18 protein-coding genes are annotated in these 21,438 nt (G+C 64.5%); 14 read left to right on the top strand and 4 right to left on the bottom strand.

All coding sequences use genetic code 11. The features are described from left to right. Positions 1–721 precede the first annotated feature (721 nt). The 12 genes from tolQ to JQ586_RS30035 all read left to right on the top strand — a co-directional run bounded on the left by tolQ (position 722) and on the right by JQ586_RS30035 (position 14,787). Positions 722–1,435: a protein TolQ gene (gene tolQ, locus JQ586_RS30090; protein ID WP_212398257.1), complete on the top strand. Its 714-nt coding sequence runs from the start codon at positions 722–724 to the stop codon at positions 1,433–1,435. A 34-nt stretch (positions 1,436–1,469) separates the two neighbouring features. Beyond that, complete coding sequence (locus tag JQ586_RS30085) at positions 1,470–1,940, top strand: biopolymer transporter ExbD (protein WP_212398256.1); 471 nt, start codon at positions 1,470–1,472, stop codon at positions 1,938–1,940. 35 nt (positions 1,941–1,975) lie between these two features. Beyond that, positions 1,976–2,911: a protein TolA gene (locus tag JQ586_RS30080; RefSeq protein ID WP_212398255.1), complete on the top strand. Its 936-nt coding sequence runs from the start codon at positions 1,976–1,978 to the stop codon at positions 2,909–2,911. Positions 2,912–2,955: 44 nt separating this feature from the next. Further along, the gene (gene tolB, locus JQ586_RS30075; protein ID WP_409411029.1) at positions 2,956–4,314 is read left to right on the top strand and encodes a Tol-Pal system beta propeller repeat protein TolB; all 1,359 of its coding nucleotides are present in this window, start codon (positions 2,956–2,958) and stop codon (positions 4,312–4,314) included. Positions 4,315–4,497: 183 nt separating this feature from the next. Beyond that, entirely contained in the window at positions 4,498–6,825 is a 2,328-nt protein-coding gene (locus tag JQ586_RS30070; RefSeq protein ID WP_212398254.1) for a bifunctional diguanylate cyclase/phosphodiesterase, read from the top strand. A gap of 171 nt (positions 6,826–6,996) precedes the next feature. Then, complete coding sequence (locus JQ586_RS30065) at positions 6,997–7,731, top strand: N-acyl amino acid synthase FeeM domain-containing protein (RefSeq protein WP_212398253.1); 735 nt, start codon at positions 6,997–6,999, stop codon at positions 7,729–7,731. Positions 7,732–8,007: 276 nt separating this feature from the next. Next, positions 8,008–8,499, top strand: a complete 492-nt coding sequence (gene pal / locus JQ586_RS30060) for a peptidoglycan-associated lipoprotein Pal (RefSeq protein ID WP_212398252.1) — start codon at positions 8,008–8,010, stop codon at positions 8,497–8,499. Between the two features lie 238 nt (positions 8,500–8,737). Continuing rightward, positions 8,738–9,784 (top strand): tol-pal system protein YbgF, encoded by a 1,047-nt coding sequence (gene ybgF, locus JQ586_RS30055; RefSeq protein WP_212398251.1) that lies wholly within the window; start codon positions 8,738–8,740, stop codon positions 9,782–9,784. 51 nt (positions 9,785–9,835) lie between these two features. After that, entirely contained in the window at positions 9,836–10,858 is a 1,023-nt protein-coding gene (gene tilS / locus JQ586_RS30050) for a tRNA lysidine(34) synthetase TilS (RefSeq protein ID WP_212398250.1), read from the top strand. A gap of 260 nt (positions 10,859–11,118) precedes the next feature. Then, on the top strand, positions 11,119–13,041 hold the full coding sequence (ftsH, locus tag JQ586_RS30045; protein WP_212398249.1) for an ATP-dependent zinc metalloprotease FtsH: 1,923 nt from the start codon (positions 11,119–11,121) through the stop codon (positions 13,039–13,041). Positions 13,042–13,053: 12 nt separating this feature from the next. Beyond that, the gene (locus JQ586_RS30040) at positions 13,054–13,473 is read left to right on the top strand and encodes a DUF3052 domain-containing protein (protein ID WP_212398248.1); all 420 of its coding nucleotides are present in this window, start codon (positions 13,054–13,056) and stop codon (positions 13,471–13,473) included. Positions 13,474–13,587: 114 nt separating this feature from the next. Continuing rightward, complete coding sequence (locus JQ586_RS30035; RefSeq protein ID WP_212398247.1) at positions 13,588–14,787, top strand: ABC transporter substrate-binding protein; 1,200 nt, start codon at positions 13,588–13,590, stop codon at positions 14,785–14,787. Positions 14,788–14,865: 78 nt separating this feature from the next. Here the strand turns inward: JQ586_RS30035 and JQ586_RS30030 are convergent, their stop codons facing one another. Both JQ586_RS30030 and JQ586_RS30025 read right to left on the bottom strand, forming a co-directional pair. Then, positions 14,866–16,395: a hypothetical protein gene (locus JQ586_RS30030; RefSeq protein ID WP_212398246.1), complete on the bottom strand. Its 1,530-nt coding sequence runs from the start codon at positions 16,393–16,395 to the stop codon at positions 14,866–14,868. A gap of 361 nt (positions 16,396–16,756) precedes the next feature. Further along, the gene (locus JQ586_RS30025; RefSeq protein WP_249148342.1) at positions 16,757–17,740 is read right to left on the bottom strand and encodes a phosphatase PAP2 family protein; all 984 of its coding nucleotides are present in this window, start codon (positions 17,738–17,740) and stop codon (positions 16,757–16,759) included. A gap of 268 nt (positions 17,741–18,008) precedes the next feature. Between JQ586_RS30025 and JQ586_RS30020 the strand changes: the two genes are divergently transcribed. Together JQ586_RS30020 and JQ586_RS30015 are read left to right on the top strand one after the other, a co-directional pair. Continuing rightward, positions 18,009–18,683, top strand: a complete 675-nt coding sequence (locus JQ586_RS30020; RefSeq protein ID WP_212398245.1) for a TetR/AcrR family transcriptional regulator — start codon at positions 18,009–18,011, stop codon at positions 18,681–18,683. 65 nt (positions 18,684–18,748) lie between these two features. Continuing rightward, the gene (locus JQ586_RS30015; RefSeq protein WP_212398244.1) at positions 18,749–19,177 is read left to right on the top strand and encodes an OsmC family protein; all 429 of its coding nucleotides are present in this window, start codon (positions 18,749–18,751) and stop codon (positions 19,175–19,177) included. A gap of 48 nt (positions 19,178–19,225) precedes the next feature. Here the strand turns inward: JQ586_RS30015 and pyk are convergent, their stop codons facing one another. Further along, entirely contained in the window at positions 19,226–20,665 is a 1,440-nt protein-coding gene (gene pyk, locus JQ586_RS30010) for a pyruvate kinase (protein WP_212398243.1), read from the bottom strand. Then, positions 20,662–21,267 (bottom strand): DUF1036 domain-containing protein, encoded by a 606-nt coding sequence (locus JQ586_RS30005; protein WP_249148341.1) that lies wholly within the window; start codon positions 21,265–21,267, stop codon positions 20,662–20,664. Before JQ586_RS30005 ends, pyk begins: the two co-directional genes overlap by 4 nt. Positions 21,268–21,438: the final 171 nt, after the last annotated feature.

The following is a 21,438-nucleotide window of genomic DNA, read 5'->3' as shown; positions in this document are numbered from 1 at the left end:
GCGGTGACAATAAAGCCCAGTCTCGCCGGGGAGAGCACGTATAAGCCGTAACCCATCGCGCAGGGAAAGCCGGGTTGCTCCGGTTACACCTGTGGTCCTACCCCCGTGCTTTTTGTTGCACGGGACCCATGGGTGCGATCGGCACCCGGCTTTCCCTGCGCCCTCTGCTCACAGAGCGGCGAAACGAGACGCAAAACTCGGGCAAGAGCGGTCGCGAGAACGCGAGCGCATGATTTCCCGGCCGCTCAACAAATTCGCTGTCGTTCCGGCGAAGACCAGGACCCATTATCCCACATGTCGATTGTTGCGCGACGCTGGGGCCGCGGTCCTGTTCGGCACCAAATGCGATGGTTACGGGTCCTGGCCTTCGCCAGGACGATGCCGGTGGGGCGGCGCTAACCCGGCCGTTCCCGGGTCTGCCCGAAAACCGGCCGGGCCCCCGCCAACGGGCTCATCCGGCGGCATTTCCCGCCACGGAATCTCCCTTTGGTAACCTCGCCTTAACCATGATTAGCGTTTGGTTAGGGTCGGAATGTCGCGCGGAAAGCCCTCGTTTTGACATGTTGGCAGGGGAAGCAGGAACCCGGCTTTGGACGGGCCCCCCATGCGACAGATGTAAAAGGCTCTCGCGCAGATTTTGCCGCGCCGGACGCGTGGCTGTGGAACCGGTGCCGATTTGGCATCGCCTGCTTGGGACACTTGCGTTGAGAGGATATTGCCGATGAACCCCGCCGACGTGGCTCAGTCAGCTCTGCCCGTGGCATCGAGCGATGTGTCGCTGATCGCGTTGTTTTTGCAGGCCCATTGGGTCGTCAAATGCGTCATGCTGGGACTTCTGTCCTGCTCGGTCTGGGTCTGGGCCATCGCGATCGACAAGGTGCTGCTCTATGCCCGCACCAAGCGCGCGATGGACCGGTTCGAGCAGGCATTCTGGTCCGGCCAGTCGATCGAAGAGCTCTACCGGGCGCTGTCCGCCAAGCCGACCCAGTCGATGGCCGCCTGTTTCGTTGCTGCGATGCGGGAGTGGAAGCGCTCCTTCGAGAGCCAGTCGCGCTCGTTTGCCGGCCTCCAGGCCCGGATCGAGAAGGTGATGAACGTCTCGATCGCCCGCGAGGTGGAACGGCTGGAGCGGCGGCTGCTGGTGCTGGCGACCGTCGGCTCCGCCGGCCCGTTCGTCGGCCTGTTCGGCACCGTCTGGGGCATCATGTCGAGCTTCCAGTCGATCGCGGCCTCGAAAAACACCTCCCTGGCGGTGGTCGCCCCGGGTATCGCGGAGGCCCTGTTTGCCACCGCGATCGGCCTGATCGCCGCAATTCCGGCGACAATTTTCTACAATAAGTTCACCTCCGAGGTGAACCGGCAGGCCCAGCGCCTGGAGGGGTTCGCCGACGAGTTCTCCGCCATCCTGTCGCGTCAGATCGACGAGCGGGGCTGAGAGGGTCGATGGTCACCTTTGCGAGCGCACGATCATGGCGATGAGCATGGCAGGGTCCGGCGGTGGCGGCAGGCGCCGCCGCGGGCGCAAGCCTGTTATGGCCGAGATCAACGTCACGCCGATGGTCGACGTGATGCTGGTGCTTTTGATCATCTTCATGGTGGCAGCGCCCTTGATGACCTCGAGCATCGACATCGACCTGCCGGTCGCCAGCGGCGGCAAGTCGATCTCGTCGAACCAGCCGCCCCTGACGATATCGGTCAAGCGCACCGGCGGTGGCTGCAACTCGAATGTCGAGCTTTATCTCGCCGATGCGCCGATCGCGCCTGCGGACCTGCTGCCCAAGATCAAGGCAATCCGGGAGACCCGTTCGGACGCCGAAAGCGTGGTGTATCTGCGTGGGGACAAGGACGTCTGTTACACTGACATGATGAAACTGCTCGGGGAGGTCCGCACCGCCGGATACAAGGCGAATATCGTCATCATCCCGGAAGGCGGATCGTAACACCATGTGCGACAAGCGGCACGGGGAAGCCTGAATTGAAGGTCAAGGTCGACAAGACACTGGCGGCGTCGATTGCCCTGCACGTCCTCGTGATCGGGTGGGGCCTCGTGACGTTTTCGACCAAGGCCTTCGTGATGCCGGAAGAGGACTCGGTCGCGGTCGACGTGATCTCCGATGATCAGCTCTCCCATGTCATGTCCGGCCAGAAAGACGGCAAGAAGAACAATCCGAAGCCTCTGGTCGAGAAGGTCGCCGAAGCCAAGCCAGTCGACGACGCGGTCGGCAAGATCGACGACAAGAAGCCGCCGGTGGTGACCGACACCGCGCCGCCGCCGACCCCGAAGGTGGAGGAGAAGCCGGAGGAGAAGAAGCCGGATCCGCCGAAGAAGGTCGAGAACAAGCCGAAGGAAGAGCCGAAGCCGGACGAGAAGAAGCCCGATCCGGTGAAGCCCGACCCGATCGCCGAAGCGATCAAGAAGGAAGAGAAGAAGCCGCCGCCGAAGCCGGTACAGCAGGCCGCCAAGCCGCCGCCGGAGCAGAAGCCGAAGGAGCGGGTGTTCGATCAGAGCAAGATCGCCGCTCTGCTCGACAAGCGCGATCCGACGCGCGCGTCGATCACCGGCGATACGCTGAACTCCACCGCGGCGCTCGGCACCTCGAAGGGCAAGGCCGCCGACAATTCCGCGACCTGGGGCGCCATGTTCAAGCAGCAGGTCGAGCGCTGCTGGAAGAAGCCCTATGGCGGCATCGAGGCGCAGCAGACCGAGGCCGTATTCGACGTCAAGCTGAAGCGCGACGGCACGCTCGAGGGCATGCCGGTGCCGGAAGGCACGCCGTCGACGCCTTATCTGCGCGTCTATCAGGAGAGCGCGCTGCGGGCGATCATCGAATGTCAGCCGTACAAGCTGCCGGCAGCCTTCTTCGAGGAATGGAAGTATTTTGCGCCGGTGTTCACAGAGCGAAAGACCTGAGGACAGCAGCGTCGCTTGGCCAATAGCAACAAAGTCTACCGAAAATGACCGACAAGAATGATTTGCCTGCCATGACGTTCCGGCTCGATCGCCGACAGATGCTGACCGGAATCGCTGCGCTCGGTGTGCTAGCGGGAAGCCGCGGCGCTCTTGCGCAGGGGCCGAAGAAGATCGTCATTCCCGAGGGTGACTTCGCGCCGGTGCCAATCGCGATCCCGAACTTTGCCGCGGGCACGCCCGGCGATACCGAGGTCGGCGTCGGCGTCACCCAGGTGATCACCAACAATCTGAAGCGCAGCGGATTGTTCGCGCCGATCGACCAGGCCGCCTATATCGAGAAGTCGATCAACATCGACGCGCCGCCGAATCTGAACAACTGGAAGAGCATCAACGCGCAGGCGCTGGTGATGGGGCGCATGACGCGCCAGGCCAACGGGCGGGTCAAGGCCGAGTTCCGCCTGTATGACGTCAACACCGGCCAGCAGCTCGCCGGCAATGCGTATGACACCTCGGCCGAGTATTGGCGGCGGATCGCGCACATCATCTCCGATCAGATCTACGAGCGGATGACCGGCGAGAAGGGCTATTTCGACACCCGCGTCGTGTTCGTCGACGAGAGCGGCTCGGCAGAGCGCCGCGTCAAGCGGCTGGCGCTGATGGACCAGGACGGGGCCAATGTGCGCTATCTGACCCGCGGGGCGGACCTGGTGCTGACGCCGCGGTTCTCGCCGTCGACCCAGGAGATCACCTATATGGAGTTCGGGCAGGGCGACCCTCGCGTCTATCTGCTCAACATCGAGACCGGACAGCGCGAGATCGTCGGCAATTTCCCGGGCATGTCTTTCTCGCCGCGCTTCTCGCCCGACGGCCAGCGCATCATCATGAGCCTGCAGCAGGGCGGCAACTCCAACCTGTTCGTGATGGATCTGCGTTCGAAATCGCTGACGCGTTTGACCGACACGCCGGCGATCGACACCTCGCCGTCCTACGCGCCCGACGGCTCGCAGTTGTGCTTCGAATCCGATCGCGGCGGCAAGCCGCAGATCTACGTGATGGCGGCGACCGGTGGCCCGGCGCAGCGCATCTCGTTCGGCGACGGTACCTATTCGACGCCGGTGTGGTCGCCGCGCGGCGACTACATCGCCTTCACCAAGCAGGGCGGCGGCCAGTTCGCGATCGGCATCATGAAGACCGACGGCTCGGGCGAGCGCATCCTGACCTCGGGTTTCCACAATGAGGGCCCGACCTTTGCGCCGAACGGGCGCGTGGTGATGTTCTTCCGCGATCCCGGCGGCAACGCCGGGCCGTCGCTGTTCACCATCGACGTCTCCGGCCGCAACGAGCTGAAGGTTCCGACGCCAGGATTTGCCTCCGACCCCGCGTGGTCGCCGCTGTTGTCGTGACGGGGGCCGGGCGCGCAGGCGGAACTCGGGAGCCAATCGGCAAATCTTGCCTAGGTTGCTGATATATAAGGCATATTTCCGAGTTGTAACACGTGTGGCAACGATTGGCTAACGATGTTCCCTCAGAAAGACTTCATCTGCAACCGGTAGAAGTGCGAGCTGAATAGGACGCGCGCCCCGACAATGCAGTTTGCAAGCCAGACGGGAGAACCGGACCAGCCGATGTCGCCGACGATCTCCGCGGCGCTGGTCGAATCCCTTTTCATGAATCCGGCGCCGATGATCTTCGGTGCGTTCGGGCCTGCGATCGCCGGCGCGGTGATCGCTGCCGTGACCCGCGACCTGTTCTGCTGGCTGTGCGTGCCGCTCTTCATCGTCGTGGGGCTGGCGCGCGCGCTGCAGATGTACCGCTACAAGCAGCGCAATTCCCGCCTCACCGTCGAGGAGGCGGGGATCTGGGAAAAGCGCTATCGGATCGGCGCCATCGCCTATGGCATCGCGCTCGGCATCTGGGGCGCCGCGGTCCTGCTCAGGACCAGCGATCCGGCGGCCCATATGTTGTGCGTGACGACCGTGGTCGCCTACACATCGGCCGGGGTGGGGCGAACCTTCGGGCGGCCGCAGATATTCCGTCTGCAGGTGCTGCTGTCGATCGGTCCCCTGATCGCGACGCTGATGTATGTCGGCGGTGCCTTTTACATCGCGCTGGCGCTGCTCAGCTTCGTATTCTTCGGTGCCATCCGGCATCTCACCTCGAGCCTCCAGCGCATCTATGTCAACGCCTGGATCGCGAAGGAGCGCGAAGCGGCGCTGGCCGGCCAGTTCGACACGGCATTGAACAACATGCCGCACGGCCTGTGCATGTTCACCGCGGACGGGCACCTGGCGGTGATGAACCACCGCTTCATCGACATGATGGAGCTGTCGGAGGATTTCGTGCAGAGCGGCGCGAGCGCGTCCGACATCTGCAATGCCTGCGTGCTGTCCGGCGCGATCTCGGCCGCGACCTCCAGGCAGATCCTGTCCGAGATCGAGAACTCGCAGGCCGGCGACATCATCACCAACGATCCTGACGCGAGCAGGAATCGCTCGCTGTCCTGGACCTTCCAGCCGATGAGCGGCGGCGGCACCGTCGTGCTGGTCGAGGACATCACCGAGCGCAGGGACGCCGAAGCCAGGATCAGCCACCTCGCGCGCTATGACGAGCTGACCCAACTGCCCAATCGCGTCAATTTCCGCGACGAGATCGGCCGCCTGCTCGCGACCCGGTACGGCAGCGAGCAACGTTCGGCGCTGCTGTTCGTGGACCTCGACCAGTTCAAGCAGGTCAACGATACGCTCGGCCATCCCTGCGGCGACCAGCTGTTGTGCGCGGTCGCCGAGCGGCTGCGCGAGATGCTGCGGCCGGAGGATTTCGTCGCCCGGTTCGGCGGCGACGAGTTCGTCGTGTTCCAGCAGAACATCCACTCGCACGAGGACGCCGCCGGGCTTGCCCGCCGCATCGTCGACCGTCTGAGCGAGCGCTACAAGATCGACAACCATCTGGTCGAGATCGGCGCCAGCGTCGGCATCGCGATGACGGCGCCTGGCGTCAGCGCCGACACCCTGCTCAAGAACGCCGACATGGCGCTCTATCGTGCCAAGGCCGACGGCCGCGGCACCTTCTGCTTCTTCCGCGACGAGATGGCGCAGACCGTCGAGGCCCGCCGCATCCTCGAACTCGACCTGCGCAAGGCGCTCGCCAACGAGGAATTCGAGCTGTACTACCAGCCGCTGATCAACCTCAGGTCCGGCAAGGTCACGACCTGCGAGGCGCTGCTGCGCTGGAACCACCCGGTGCGCGGCACGGTCTCGCCGGTCGACATCATCCCGGTCGCCGAGGACATGGGCCTGATCGTCGATCTCGGCCGCTGGATCCTGCGCAAGGCATGCATGGAATGCATGAAGTGGCCGGAGGCGGTCAGCGTCGCGGTCAACTTCTCGCCGCAGCAATTCCACCAGCGCGACGTGCTGAGCGAAGTGCGCTATGCGCTCGAGGTCTCAGGCCTGCCGGCGCACCGGCTCGAGATCGAGATCACCGAGTCCTCGCTGCTGCACAATACCCAGCTCACCCATGACGTCCTGTCGCAGTTGCGAACACTGGGCGTGCGGATCTCGCTCGATGATTTCGGCACGGGATATTCGTCCCTCAGCTATCTGCACAACTTCCCGTTGCAGAAAGTCAAGATCGACCGCTCGTTCCTCGAAGGCATCGACAGCGACCGTCCGCTGACGCTGCTGCGCGGCGTGGCGCGGCTTTCGGCCGATCTCGGCATGTCGGTCGTGGTCGAGGGCATCGAGACCAACGAGCAGCTCGAGCTGATCAGCGCCGACGGCGCCGTGACCGAGGCTCAGGGCTATCTGTTCAGCCGGCCGGTTCCCTCCGTGCGCATCCGGCAGTTGCTGAACGCCTCGCATGGCCGTCGGACCGACGAGCAGCTGCACGTAGTTCCCTCGCGATCGATCGCGTGAGCGGGCGGAACATTCTCAATCCATAGTTGCAGGCAGGTATGACCGCACGGAGAGGAATGCACTCGAGCGGTCACAGGTTAACCCTATTGCCTCGATTGCTTTGACGAAAGTTAAGAAGCTGTTAATCTTTTTTGACGCGCGCAGAAGTTGTTGAAGTTCAAGGAGTAGCCAATGAGGTCCGCGGCTGAAGTGATCAAGCCCGCGATGGGGAGGCTTGCGGATCCGCTGGACAAAGTCGACTACCGCCTGGCGCAAACCCCGGAGCAGAAGGACGAGATCTACCGGCTTCGCTACCGTGCCTATTTGCGCGAAGGCGCGATCCGGCCGTCGGCGGATGAGCGGGTGGTCGATCATTTTGACGACGCACCGAATGCCTGGGTCTTTGGCGTCTACATGCAGGGTGAACTCTGCAGCTCGATTCGAATCACCGTGGTGACGCCCGACTATCGCTCCGCGCCTACGGTCGAGGTGTTTGGCGACGTGCTTCATCCCAAGCTCGATCAGGGACTGGTCTTCATCGATTCGACGCGCTTTGTCGCGGATCCCGAGAAGGCTCGGAACTACCCGGAACTGCCCTACGTCACGGTTCGCCTCGGCTCGACCGCGGGCGTGCACTTCAATGCCGATTACGGCCTGGCGCCGGTCCGCCCCGAGCACATGGCGTTCTACCGCCGGGTGTTTCTGCACGAGGTCTGGTCGGAGCCGCGCATATATGCCGGGCTCGTCAAGCCGGTCGGGCTGATGGCGGCGCATCTGCCGTCGGTACGGGAGAGGGTGCTTGCCCGCTATCCGTTCCTGCGCTCGAGCGCGTTCGAGCGGCGGATGCTGTTCGAGCGCGAAGGCCGCTCCCTGACCGACGGTCTTGTCCAGCAATTCGAGCGCGCCTCGATCGTGCCGAATCCCTGAACGCGAGGTCGCCGTATCCTGCCGATCGCATTCGGGGTGATTCGGGCCGTTGCAGGCTGAAATAGCCTGGAAAAGCGGCTCGGTTCCTGGCGAAGCTTGCCTTTCTTCACCATCGCGCCACATTTGCCACCCATTAACCATCGGGGGCGCTTTTCGGAGTTAGCCGGCATTTGACGGGGTCCAGCAAGGTCCCGTCAAGGTTGACGGAACGTTCGCTTAACCATCGCCCTGTAGACCGTATGACAGTACGAAGAGCGTGAGCGTGGAGGCTCCGGAATGAAACATCAGATGCGTATCCTCCAGGGTATGAAGCTGGCGGCGGTGCTGGCAGTGGCGCTGTCGATGGGCGCCTGCGCCAACAAGAATCCGCTTGGTATGGATGCGAATGCGAACGCGGCGACCCCGGGCAGCCAGCAGGATTTCGTGGTCAATGTCGGCGACCGCGTGTTTTTCGAGAGCGACCAGACCGATCTGAGCCCGCAGGCGACCGCGACCCTCGACAAGCAGGCGCAGTGGCTGCAGACCTATAACCGCTACTCCTTCACCATCGAGGGACATGCCGACGAACGCGGCACCCGCGAATACAACATCGCGCTCGGTGCCCGCCGCGCGCAATCGGTTCGCGCCTATCTGACCTCGCGCGGCATCGATCCGAGCCGCATGCGCACCATCTCCTACGGCAAGGAGCGCCCGGTGGCGGTCTGCAACGACATCTCCTGCTGGTCGCAGAATCGCCGTGCCGTCACGGTGCTGAACGCGAGTTCCTGACGATCAGTCATTGCCCGGAATTGCCAGCCGGCGCCCATCGGGCGCCGGTTTTGTTTGGCTCGGTGCGTTGTCAGCATGATGAACGAGCGGACCCGAACAGGCCGCTTGCTTGTTCCGCCGCCGAGACTAAACCATAGCCCGCGACGCTGCGCCGGAATCGGAATGCCAGTCACAATTCCGGCGTACTCCGTCCCTCAATGTGACCAGCTTTTCACGTCGATCTCGTCGTCAGGGCAAAATGTCATCCAGGCTCCATCGTCTTTCCTCCGCCGCGGCGATCGCGGCGATGTTGGTCGTTTCCGTCCCCGCCTTTGCCCAGTCCGACGACGAGGATCCTGAGGTGCGGATCCAGCGGCTGGAGAACCAGCTGCGGCAATTGACCGGGCAGAACGAGGAGTTGCAGTACCGCAACCGCCAGCTCGAGGAGCGGCTGCGCCAGCTCGGTGGTCAGCCGGCTGGACCGCCTGGACAACCGGCCGTGCAGCCGAACGTCGCAGCGGTGCCGCCGGCGCAACAGCCTCAGGCGTATCCGCAGGCCCAGGGCGGCTATGCGCAGCCTGGATATGGCCAGCCGCAGCAGGGGCGGCAGGGTGGCTATGACCAGCAGCCGCAGATCGCCTCGCCCGCTCCAATCGTGCAGGAGCCGGGGGCTGCTGCCGTTCCCGGCCGCCGCAGCCGCGGTGACGCGTTCGATCCGAGCCAGAACCCGAATGCCCCGGGCGCGCCGCGCGCCCTCGGTGGTGGCGAATTGCCGATTTCCAACAACGCCGCGGTCGGCGCGCCCGGTGGCCGTGCCCCGGGCGAGCCGCTCGATCTCGGCAACACCGGCCCGCGCGATGCCGGCGGTGTGCCGCAGCGCGCACCCGGCGCCAGCGCGGCCCTCACCACATTGCCGCCGTCGGCGACGCCGAAAGATGAATTCGATCTCGGCATCGGCTACATGCAGCGCAAGGACTATGCGCTGGCCGAGGAGACGATGAAGAACTTCGCCGCGAAATATCCCTCGGATCCGCTGGTTGCGGATTCGCAATACTGGCTCGGCGAAAGCTATTTCCAGCGCCAGCAATATCGCGACGCTGCAGAAACCTTCCTCGGAGTGACCACCAAGTTCGACAAATCCGCCAAGGCACCCGACGCCCTGCTGCGGCTCGGCCAGTCGCTGGCGGCGCTGAAGGAGAAGGAAGCCGCCTGCGCCGCGTTCGGCGAGGTGACGCGGAAATATCCGCGCGCATCGGGCAGCGTCAAGGCTGCGGTTGACCGCGAGCAGAAACGCGTGAAGTGCTAAACCGGTGGCGACAAGGCCGCTTCCGGCCTTGCCGCGAACCGCGGTTTTGCAATGTCCGACGACCAATCCGCCATCTCGGCGCGGGACGCCAAATACCTGTTCGCGGGCCTTGTCACCGCGCCCGCGATCGTGCTGGCCGTATCTGGCGGTCCGGATTCCGTCGCGCTGATGTGGCTTGCCGCACGCTGGCGCCGGGCGCTGGCGCGCGGGCCGCGCTTGATTCCGGTCACTGTCGATCATGGCCTGCGCGCCGAGGCGGCCCGCGAGGCGCGCGATGTCAAGCGGTTGGCGCGAAGTCTCGATCTGCCGCATCGCACGCTGCGCTGGACCGGCCCCAAGCCGAAGACCGGATTGCCCGCAGCCGCCCGCGAGGCGCGTTATCGCCTGCTGGCGCAAGCCGCGCGCAAGGACGGCGCCACGCACATTCTCACGGCGCATACCCGCGACGATCAGGCCGAGACGCTGCTGATGCGGATGCTGCGCGGCAGCGGCATTGCCGGGCTATCGGCGATGGCGCGCGAGACCGAGCGTGAGGGTATCCGGCTGGCGCGGCCCTTGCTTGATGTCTCCAAGGCGCAGCTGGTCGCGACGCTGAAGAAGGCGCGCATCGAATTCGCTGATGATCCGACCAATCGCGACCCGGCCTTCACGCGCCCGCGGCTGCGCGCGCTGATGCCCGTTCTGGCGGAGGAGGGCGGCGATGCGAGGAACCTGTCGCGGCTTGCCGCCCGGCTCGCCCGGGCCAACGCCGCCGTGGAAGTGCTCGCCGATGCCGCCGAGCGCTATCTTGCGTTGAGAGATCGAGGTACCTCTCGTCCAGGCTTCGATGCCGTCGTGTTTGCGGCGATGCCGGAGGAAATCCGCCTTCGTCTCTTGAAACGTGCGATCGACCGGACCGGACACGAAGGGCGCGCCGAGCTCGGCAAGGTCGAAAGCCTGCTTGCGGCGCTCGATCGCATCGTCGGGGAACGCGAAGGCAAGCTCAAACAGACCCTTGCCGGGGCCGTCATCAGCGTCGCCGGCGGCCGGATCCGGGTCGAGCCGGCGCCGCCGCGCCGTACGCGCACCAGATGAGCTTCTATCGACTGGCTCAATCGCTGTGATAATCCCGCAGAGACGCTTAACTACCCCGAAAAACACCGGGTTTAGCGCCATTATTTGACCCGGAATCGCGCTAGGATGCGGTAAATAGTCATGTGCAGTTCCCTTGGCATCGACCCCGGCGGCACCTAGATTAGATACGCGATAGACTGGATGGATTCCCTGGGGATTCCCACAGAGCCTGCCCAAAGGATAAGAGAGGCCGCGGTCCGCGCGACCACCGAAGGAAGACCATGAACGCCAATCTGCGGAATTTCGCCCTCTGGGTCATCATCGTTTTGCTGTTGCTGGCGTTGTTCACGCTTTTCCAGAATCCTGGCCAGCGCACCTCCTCGCAGGACATCTCGTTCTCGCAGCTTCTGACCGAGGTCGACCAGGGCCACGTCCGTGACGTCGTGATTCAGGGGCCGGAGATTCACGGCACCTTCACCAATGGCTCGAGCTTCCAGACCTATTCGCCGAGCGACCCGAACCTCGTGAAGCGTCTGTATGATGCCAAGGTTTCGATCACCGCGAAGCCGCCGGGCGACAACGTGCCGTGGTTCGTCTCGCTGCTGGTGTCCTGGCTGCCCTTCATCGCGCTGATCGGCGTGTGGATCTTCCTGTCGCGGCAGATGCAGGGCGGCGCCGGCAAGGCGATGGGCTTTGGCAAGTCGCGCGCCAAGATGCTGACGGAGGCGCATGGCCGCGTGACTTTCGAGGACGTCGCCGGCGTCGACGAGGCCAAGCAGGATTTGCAGGAGATCGTCGAATTCCTGCGCGACCCCGGCAAATTCCAGAGGCTCGGCGGCCGCATTCCGCGCGGCGTGCTGCTGGTCGGTCCTCCCGGCACCGGCAAGACGCTGATTGCGCGCGCGGTCGCGGGCGAAGCCAACGTGCCGTTCTTCACCATCTCCGGTTCTGACTTCGTCGAGATGTTCGTGGGCGTCGGTGCCTCGCGCGTGCGAGACATGTTCGAGCAGGCCAAGAAGAACGCGCCCTGCATCATCTTCATCGACGAAATCGATGCGGTCGGCCGTCATCGCGGCGCCGGTCTCGGCGGCGGCAACGACGAACGCGAGCAGACGCTGAACCAGTTGCTGGTCGAGATGGACGGCTTCGAGGCCAATGAAGGGGTGATCCTGATCGCGGCGACCAATCGTCCCGACGTGCTCGATCCGGCCCTGCTGCGTCCCGGTCGCTTCGACCGCCAGGTGGTGGTGCCGAATCCGGACGTCGTCGGACGCGAGCAGATCCTCAAGGTTCACGTCCGCAAGGTGCCGCTGGCGCCGGACATCAACCTCAAGACCATCGCGCGAGGCACGCCCGGCTTCTCGGGCGCCGACCTGATGAACCTCGTCAACGAGGCCGCGCTGACCGCCGCCCGCCGCAACAAGCGGATGGTGACGCAGGCCGAGTTCGAGGAGGCCAAGGACAAGGTGATGATGGGCGCCGAGCGCAAGTCGCTCGTCATGACCGAGGAGGAGAAGCTGCTCACGGCTTACCACGAGGGCGGACACGCCATCGTCGGCCTCAACGTCGTCGCGACCGATCCGATCCACAAGGCGACCATCATCCCGCGCGGCCGTGCGCTGGGCATGGTGATGCAGCTGCCGGAGCGGGACAAGCTCTCGATGTCGCTGGAGCAGATGACCTCGCGCCTCGCCATCATGATGGGCGGCCGTGTCGCGGAGGAGCTGATCTTCGGCCGCGACAAGGTGACCTCGGGCGCCGCCTCCGATATCGAGCAGGCGACGCGTCTGGCGCGCATGATGGTGACGCGCTGGGGCCTGTCCGAGGAACTCGGCACCGTCTCCTATGGCGAGAACCAGGACGAGGTATTCCTGGGCATGTCGGTCTCGCGCACGCAGAACGCGTCGGAGGCGACCGTCCAGAAGATCGACTCCGAGATCAAGCGCCTGGTCGAGGAAGGCTACAAGGAAGCGACCCGCATCCTCACCGAGAAGCACGATGATCTTGAAACCCTGGCCAAGGGTCTGCTCGAGTTCGAGACCCTGACCGGCGACGAGATCACCGATCTCCTGAAGGGCAAGAAGCCCAATCGCGAGTCGGTGCTGGAGCCGTCGACGCCGCGCGCTTCCGCCGTGCCGCCCGCCGGCAAACCGCGGCCACGTCCCGATCCGGACACCGGCATGGAACCGCAGCCGCAGGCGTAAGTCTCGCGCGCCATGTCCGGCAAGTCCGGCAAGTCGATTGTGCAGAAGCTCGGCCTCAGGCCGGGCTTTTGCATTTTCGTGGATGGACTGTCCGTCGCCTACAGCGATATCGTCGGCGAATTGCCTGACGGTGTGCGGCTCGTGAAGGCCGCGAAGGCACCGCTCGACGCCGTGCATCTGTTTGCGATCGAGGCCCGGGGCCTCGGCGCCAGGCTGCGTAGCTACCGCCCGGCGATCGCGCCCGACGGCATGATCTGGGTGTCGTGGCCGAAGAAGAGCTCGGGCGTTGCCACCGATCTCACGGATACGGCGTTGCGCAAGATCGCGCTTGCGAGCGGCCTCGTCGACATCAAGGTCTGTGCCGTCGACGAGATCTGGTCGGGGCTGAAATTCGTGATCCCCGCGAGGGACAGGGGCAACGCGGCGAAATAGACCGCGCCTTCTCGTCCGCGATTAAGATTGGCGTCGATCAGGGCACCGTGGCATCCTTCCGGCACGGCCGGGCCCCGAGAAGCCCGGCAATAAAATCAGGGGGAGGGGAAGCCGATGCGCAAGGCATTTGGCGCAGTCGTCGCCGTTTCAGTCCTGCTGCCATCAGCCACTTCCGTCGCCGCCGAGATGCGCGGCATCACCGCAGGCGAAATCAGGATCGGCCAGACCATGCCGTATAGCGGGCCGGTCTCGGCATTCGGCGCGCTGGGCAAGGGCGAGGTCGGCTATTTCAGGATGCTCAACGAACGCGGCGGCATAAACGGGCGCAAGATCAACCTGATCTCACTCGACGATTCCTATGCGCCGCCGAAGACCGTGGAGCAGACGCGCCGCCTCGTCGAGAGCGACGAGGTCGCGCTGATCTTCTCCTCGATCGGCACCGCGCACAACACGGCGATCGCAAAATACCTGCAGAGCAAGAATATACCGCAGCTCTTCCTCGCCTCCGGCGCCTCGAAATTCTCCGACATCGCGCAATTCCCGCAGGCGACGATGGGGGTGCAGGCGCCGTTCCGCTACGAAGCACGGCTCTATGCGCGCCACGCCCTGGCGAAGAACCCGAACGCACGGTTTGCCGTGATATCGCAGAACGACGATTACGGCCGCGACTATCTCGCCGGCCTGAAGGACGTGCTCGGCGAGAAATACGACCAGCTCGTGACCGTTGCGACCTACGAGATCACCGACCCGACCATCGACTCGCAGATCGTCAAGCTGAAGGCGTCAGGCGCCGACGTCTTCGTGATCGCCGCGACGCCGAAATTCGCCGCGCAGGCGATCCGGAAATCGTATGAGATCGGCTGGCGGCCCATGACCTTCCTCTCCAACACGGCGGTTTGGATTTCCACCGTGATGCAGCCGGCCGGCGTCGAGGCCGGCACCGGCATCATCTCCACGGCCTACGTCAAGGACCCCGATGATCCGGCCTGGAAGGACGATCCGGGCATGAAAGGCTGGCGCGAGTTCATGACCAAATACGTGCCGGAAGCCGATCAGCACGACACCAACTACGTCAACGCCTACAACAGCGCGATGGCGCTGGAAGCGGTGCTGAAGGCGTGCGGCGACGATCTGTCGACCGACAACATCCTGAAGCAGGCCTATTCGATCAGGAATCTTGAACTGCCGATGCTGCTGCCGGGCATCAAGGTCAACACCTCGCCGACCGACCACGTGCCGGTCGACCAGATGCAGTTCATGCGGTTCAACGGCAAGAGCTGGGACCGCTTTGGCGAGTTGCAGACAGGCAATTAGGCCGTTTTCGAGCGAAGCGGACACCGGTTCGCGTGAAGCAAACGCGTCAAAGCGAGAGTCTGGAGCTTCGGTCCTGATTCAATCAGAACCGAGACTGCTCTGGTTTGCGCCTGCCGCCGCCGGAAGTGCGCTCGTCCTGGTCTCGCCCGACCGGACGTGGATCACGGCGACGTCGTCGCTGTAGAGCCGCTTCCAGCCCTTGACGTGATCGAGGGCATAGGCTGCCGGCGAGGTCGGGTTCAGCAGCGTGGCGTCGATCTGGTACTTGTCGAGCAGGGCCAACAGCTCACCCAGATTGCGCGCCTCGGTGGCGTTGAAATAGTCCAGCACGAATTGCTCGCCATAGAGCTCGGCGCGTCCATCGATGAACACCTTCATGTCACGGGTGACCATGTAGCCGCCGAACGGCGCGGTGCTGAAGATGCGTTGCGCCTTGCGCTGCTGGAGCAGGTCGACCGCAGCGACGGGCAATTGAGCCGGATTGAACAGGAATGGATGATGCGCCACGAAGATGCTGGTCGAGGCCCATCCACCGATCACGATCGCTATCGCGGCAATGATCGTGACGAAGGGGGCCGACCGGATCTCCTCGATGGCGGACGCGCCACCGGGTGCCGTTCCCCATTGCTCCGCGATCGGCTTGGCCAGAACCAGCGGCGCCAGGAACGCGAATATCTCGATATTGCGGACATGCGACAGCGCCATCCAGATCAGGCCGACCAGCAGCAGGATCCGCGGCACCGAGAGCGTCAGCTTGCGGTAGAAGGCAACGCCGATCAGGGTCAGCAGCGTGGCTTCGAAGAAAGTGAACTTGCCGAAGTCGACGGGCATCCATTCCCAGATCAGCGACAGCAGCTTGCCGAGGCTCAGGATCTTGATCGCGCCGAGCGGGGTATTCCAGCCATAGGGCGTCACACAGCTCGCCGCCAGGGCCGCCAGGCCGAACAGGGCCCAGCGCACGGCAAGCTGAACGCGGCGGTTCGGCTCCGCGCTCCAGATCGCTTCCAGCCCGATCGGGCCGATCAGGGCCAGACCGAGCACGAAGCCGCCGTGGAGATTGGCCCACAGCGTCATCAGCGGCAGCAGGAACCAGGATGGATGGGTGCGGCGATCGGCGGCCGCCATCAGCCCGCCGATGAAGGCAAGCAGGAAAGGCAGCGCCAGCACGTGAGGTCGCGCGAAGAAGTGCGACGCAGATTGCAGCAGCGCCAGCGCCGCGATCAGGATGGCGCGCGCGGGATGGAAATACGGGTTCAGCAGATACAGGAAGATCGAGATCGTCGCGCCGATGGCGATCGAGGACAGGATCACCGGTCCTGCCCAATCTCCCGGAGCTCCGTAAGTGATCGCGTAGAGCACCTGCGACAGCCATGAGCTCGAGATCCAGGGCTCGCCGTATTTGGTGAACGAGAACATGTCCGTGTAGGGCACGGTACCGTTCGCGAGGATCCATTGGCCGATCCGGATCTGCCACATCGAGTCGGAATCGCGCAGCAGGATTTCGCCCGCGGACAGGAAGAACAGATAGACCCCGGCGCCTGCGCAGAGCGGCACCAGTCCTCGCGCCATGCTGCGGTTCGTCACGCTGCTGGTGATGGAGATCGACATCGGCTTTCCTGGATTGACCCGAGATGACCAGAGACAACGCCACATCCGACGTTCGCCGAACAGGACCACAGGTTCGTATAAATTCGGGTAAATTTCGCGACGCCAGGCTGCGGCCGCATGCATCCTCGATCAGGTGCGAATTCAGGGCGTTTTCGAGCCGAATGGATATCGTCTCGCGTGAAGAAAACGCGTCAAAACAACGGAAATAACTCTGGCGTCGGCCACGCAATTTGTCGCATCCGAACGGCAGGAGCCGCCGCCAGGCCGCCGGAGTATCTCAAATGGAGGCGATCTTGTTAGATCGCGATTTACCATAGGGCGGATCACCGTCGCTCGCAGCGATCACCATCGCTCCCGGCGTTCAGCGCGCGTCCGCTTCGATCGGCCGGGCTGGAACGAAGCCGACCTCGGCGGTCGCTGTCCTGCTGCTGACGAAGGCCGCGACGTACTTCGCCGCCGCGATGCAGGTTACTGCGAGCAGCACCCCGCCGAACACATCGATGACGTAGTGGGCACCGACGACGGGGGTTGATGCGATCATCAGGATGTTGATCGCCGCGGCCACCTTGCCGATGCCGCGCACCGGCCACAGCGCCCACAAATAGAGCACGGCGGACGCGGCATGGAAGCTCGGGAACGACACGACGCCCGCGAGCTTGAACAGTTCGAGATGGCGCAGCACGCCGGAGCGCACCGCCAGAATGTCACGCAGCTGTGCCGCATAGACCTGGGTGTTGAGCGACGGGAAGTCGGCCGGCGAAATGTTCAGCCCGTAGAAAGTTCCGATCGCCGGAACGAGCGCCGAAATCACCAGTGTGATCGCAAGCGCAAAGCTGAAGGCGGCAACGAACATCTGCAGCCGCACCAGCCGCTGCGTGACGGCGAGGATGATCGGTACAGCCAGCAGAAACCACTTGATGAAGCCGTAGCCCGTCGTGAGCGTCGTCATCAGCCAGGCATGATCGTTCACGAAGTTGATGAGCAGCAACGGATCGAGGCCGATGGCGCGATCGATCGCGAGGAAGGTGTGATCCTGCAGCGGCGCGTTGAGCGTGAGCGCCACATACGTCAGCGGCCCCATGATCACGATGATCAGCAGCAACTGCGCGATCGCGCCGAGTGAGAACATCAGCTTCGGATCGGCGGCGGATCCGCGCGCCCAGACATACAGATAGACCATCAGCGCGAATTCGCCGGCCATGCCGCTCATCACGCCGAACGCGACCGGTTCGAGCGAGAAGCCTCCGAACAGAACGGCGAGCAGCAACACGCCGCTCATTGCGGCGATCGGAACCCAGTTCAGATTGAAGAGCCGCCAGGCAAGGCGGATGTCCGATTCAGCCATGACCGCACCCGGATGTGAGAGCGGTAGATTCCCCGAGCTCCTTTAACATGGAGATAACGGCGCAGCGTGTCTTTGCCGCAGCCGAGGCTGGCATGCACGCCCGTGCCATCCGGCTGTCGCAAAATCCTTACAATTGCACCTTGTGTTTCGGTCTGAATAGTTGTTCACTTCTTCAGGCGATTGCGGGATCAATCGCCCAAAATATTGAAGACGCGTGCGTTCTGCCGGTGGGCGCCGGCCGGGGCGTGCGGCGGGGGACGGTAACGCCATGGTGTATCGGCGAACGCATCAGGTTGTGAAACGGCTGGCCGCCCGGCGCAGCGCGATCCTGTCGGCGGCACGGGACGCGGCGGCCGACGGCGGCATGGCGGCGGTGCAGATCGCGCCCGTCGCGGTCCGCGCCAACGTCGCGGCGGGAACCGTCTACCGCTATTTCCCTTCCAAGGCCGAGCTGATCTCGGAGCTGATCGCCGAAGTCTCGCGCGACGAACTCACAGCGATCCGCCGTGCGGCGGACGCTGCGCCCGGACCATCGTCGGCGCTGGCCGCGGCCGTGACGACGATTGCCGTCCATGTGCTGTCGCAGCGCAAACTCGCCTGGGGCATCCTCGCGGAGCCCGTCGACGTCGACGTCACCGCCTCGCGTCTCGCCAGCCGCCGCGATATCTCCGGCGAGATTGCCGCCCGGATCGACAACGCGGTGCGTGCCGGCCATTTGCCGGCCCAGGATACGGCGCTGGCGGCCACGGCTCTGCTCGGTGCGCTGCATGAGGCGCTGGTCGGTCCGCTGGCGCCGTCCAATCTGGACGATCCGGCAAGGCTGCGCGATGCGGTGCAGACCGTGACGCTGCTCGGGTTGCGCGCCGTCGGCGTGATGGATGCGCGCGCCCGCGGCCTTGTCGTGCAGGCGACGACGCCGGCAAAGGCGTTGGTCGGGGCCTGAACACTTCTGTCGTATTGGCGTTGTAAGCCTGAGGGCTGGGTTCAACCAACCTCAGGGAGCAAGGCATGACGACGACCCATGGCTCGGCCAAATGGCAGGGCGGTATCAAGGACGGCAAAGGCGCGATCTCGACCAAGAGCGGCGCGCTGGCCGACTACCCCTATGGCTTCGCCAGCCGCTTCGAGGGCAAGCCGGGCTCGAACCCCGAAGAATTGATCGGCGCGGCGCATGCCGCCTGCTTCACGATGGCGCTGTCGCTGATCCTCGGTGAAGCCAAGCTCACGGCCGAGCACATGGAGACCAAGGCTGATGTGACGCTGGAAAAGGTCGGCGACGGCTTCGCCATCACCTCGGTCCATCTGGCGCTGAGCGCAAAGATCCCGGGCGCCGACAACGCGACCTTTCAGGAGCTCGCCGGCAAGGCCAAGGCGGGGTGCCCGGTGTCGAAACTGCTCAATACCAAGATCACGCTCGAGGCGACATTGCAGGGCTGATCCGACTTCCACTTCCGGGCCGGGTAAACCCGGAACGATGGGACACGGTCACATCGCCTCGGCGTCGCCGTTCGGCCCCACTGACGCGATGCGCAGCATGTTGGTGGTGCCCGGCGCGCGCAGCGGCACGCCGGCGACGATGATGACGCGCTGGCCGGCCTTTGCAAAACCGTCGCGGAAGGCGATCGAGCCGGCGCGGCTGACCATGTCGTCGAGATTCTGGGCATCCTCGGCGACCACGCAATGCACGCCCCACACCGCCGAAAGCTTGCGGCCGGTGACGAGATTCGGCGTGATCGCGACCACCGGCACCTTGGGCCGCTCGCGCGCCACGCGGATCGCGGTCGAGCCCGACGAGGTCCAGCAGATGATCGCGGAGAGATCGAGCGTCTCGGCGATCTGTCGCGCCGCATCGGCGATGGCATCGCCCACCGTCGGTTCGGGGTCGACGCGCTGCGCGTTGATCACGCCGCGGTAATTCGGGTCGCGCTCCACTTCCTCCCCGATGCGGTTCATGGTCGAGACCGCCTCCACCGGGAATTTTCCGGCGGCGGATTCCGCCGACAGCATGATGGCATCGGCGCCTTCGTAGACCGCGGTGGCGACGTCGGAGACCTCGGCGCGCGTCGGCACCGGTGCCTGGATCATCGACTCCAGCATCTGCGTCGCGACCACGACCGGCTTGCCGGCGCGGCGCGCCATCCGGGTCATCTGCTTCTGCAGGCTGGGCACCCGCTCCAGCGGCAACTCGACGCCGAGATCGCCGCGCGCCACCATCAGCGCGTCGGAGGCGTCGATGATGTCTGCGAGGCGGTCGATCGCCTGCGGTTTCTCGATCTTGGCCATGACAGCGGCGCGGCCGCGGATCATCTTCTTGGCTTCGATCACGTCCTCGGCCCGCTGCACGAAGGACAGCGCGACCCAGTCGATTCCGGTCGGCAGCGCGGCCTCCAGATCGGCCCGGTCCTTCGGCGTCATCGCCGAGACCGGCAGGTCGGTGTCGGGCAGGCTGACGCCCTTGCGGTCCGACATCTTGCCGCCGATCACGACGCGCGTCACCGCGCGCTCGGGCGAGGTCTCCTCGGCGATCAGCCGCACCTTGCCGTCGTCGAGCAGCAGCGCGTGGCCGGGCCGGAGCGCGGCAAGGATCTCCGGGTGCGGAAGCTGCACGCGGCTGTTGTCGCCCGGGGTCTTGTCGGAATCGAGGATGAAGGTCTGGCCGTTGTTGAGCTGGGTCGAGCCATTCTCGAAAGCGCCGAGGCGCAGCTTCGGCCCCTGCAGATCGACCAGGATGCCGATCGGCCGTCCATAGCTCGATTCGACGCTGCGGATGGTCTTGACCAGCTCCCGCATCTTGTCGTGCGGGGTGTGGCTCATGTTGATGCGGAACACGTCGGCACCGGCCTCGAACAGCTTGCGGATCATCGCACTGTCTGAAGAGGCGGGGCCGAGCGTTGCGAGGATCTTGATGCGGCGCAGGCGTCTCATTGTTTGTTTCCGGGTGCGGCTGGTGGCAGACCAGACGCGCCCGGTGGCGCTGCGCCCGGCGGCGGGTTTGACAGGCCCGGCATCGTTCCCGGACTTCCCGGGCCGACTCCGCCCGGCATTCCCGGCAGTTTCTGCGGCTGTTGTTCGTTGGCTTCGGTCAGTTGGACGGTCCATGCACGCTGCTCGCCGGTATCGACCTCGAAGAAGCCGGTGCGGTCAAAACCCCGCGCCAGGCAATTATCGGTGCCCTTGATGGTGAATTCCTTGTCCCGCGAGCACATGAAGGCCTGGCCGGACCATTCGCCGCCACGGTCATAGTCGAGGGCGTAGATGTAATAATAGCGCGCGACCAGATTGCCGCGCAGCAGCGTTTCACAGCTCCGCGACGACACGTTCCACCAGCCTTCGGTGGTCCAGCCCTCGGCATCCTTGTAGCCGAGCGCGATTCCGACCCGGCTCGAGGTGTTGTTGCACAGCCGGAAATCGGCGGCCGCCGGGCTGGTCCACAGGGACGCGGCAACGAGCGTCAGCACCGGTAGCAGGCCGGCCGGCACGATGCGGGCGGCGTGGCGAATTGAGACGGGAGAATTTGTTGCAGTCATGCGGCGAAGCTATATCAAATCATTGACGATTTCGCGTGCCCGGCGGGAACTGTCAACGGAAGGGGAACGCGTTTCCCACGCTATGGGAGGGCGGGTGTGAAGGTCTGGACCCGTTCTTGCGCGGTGATGTAGCAAAATCTGTGACAATTCCCACCTGATATCAATATGGTG

Origin of the sequence: Bradyrhizobium jicamae, from assembly GCF_018130215.1 — a bacterium.
Lineage (GTDB): Bacteria > Pseudomonadota > Alphaproteobacteria > Rhizobiales > Xanthobacteraceae > Bradyrhizobium > Bradyrhizobium jicamae_A.
Note: the sequence above shows the minus strand (reverse complement) of the source record. Positions and strands in the feature narration are given on the sequence as shown.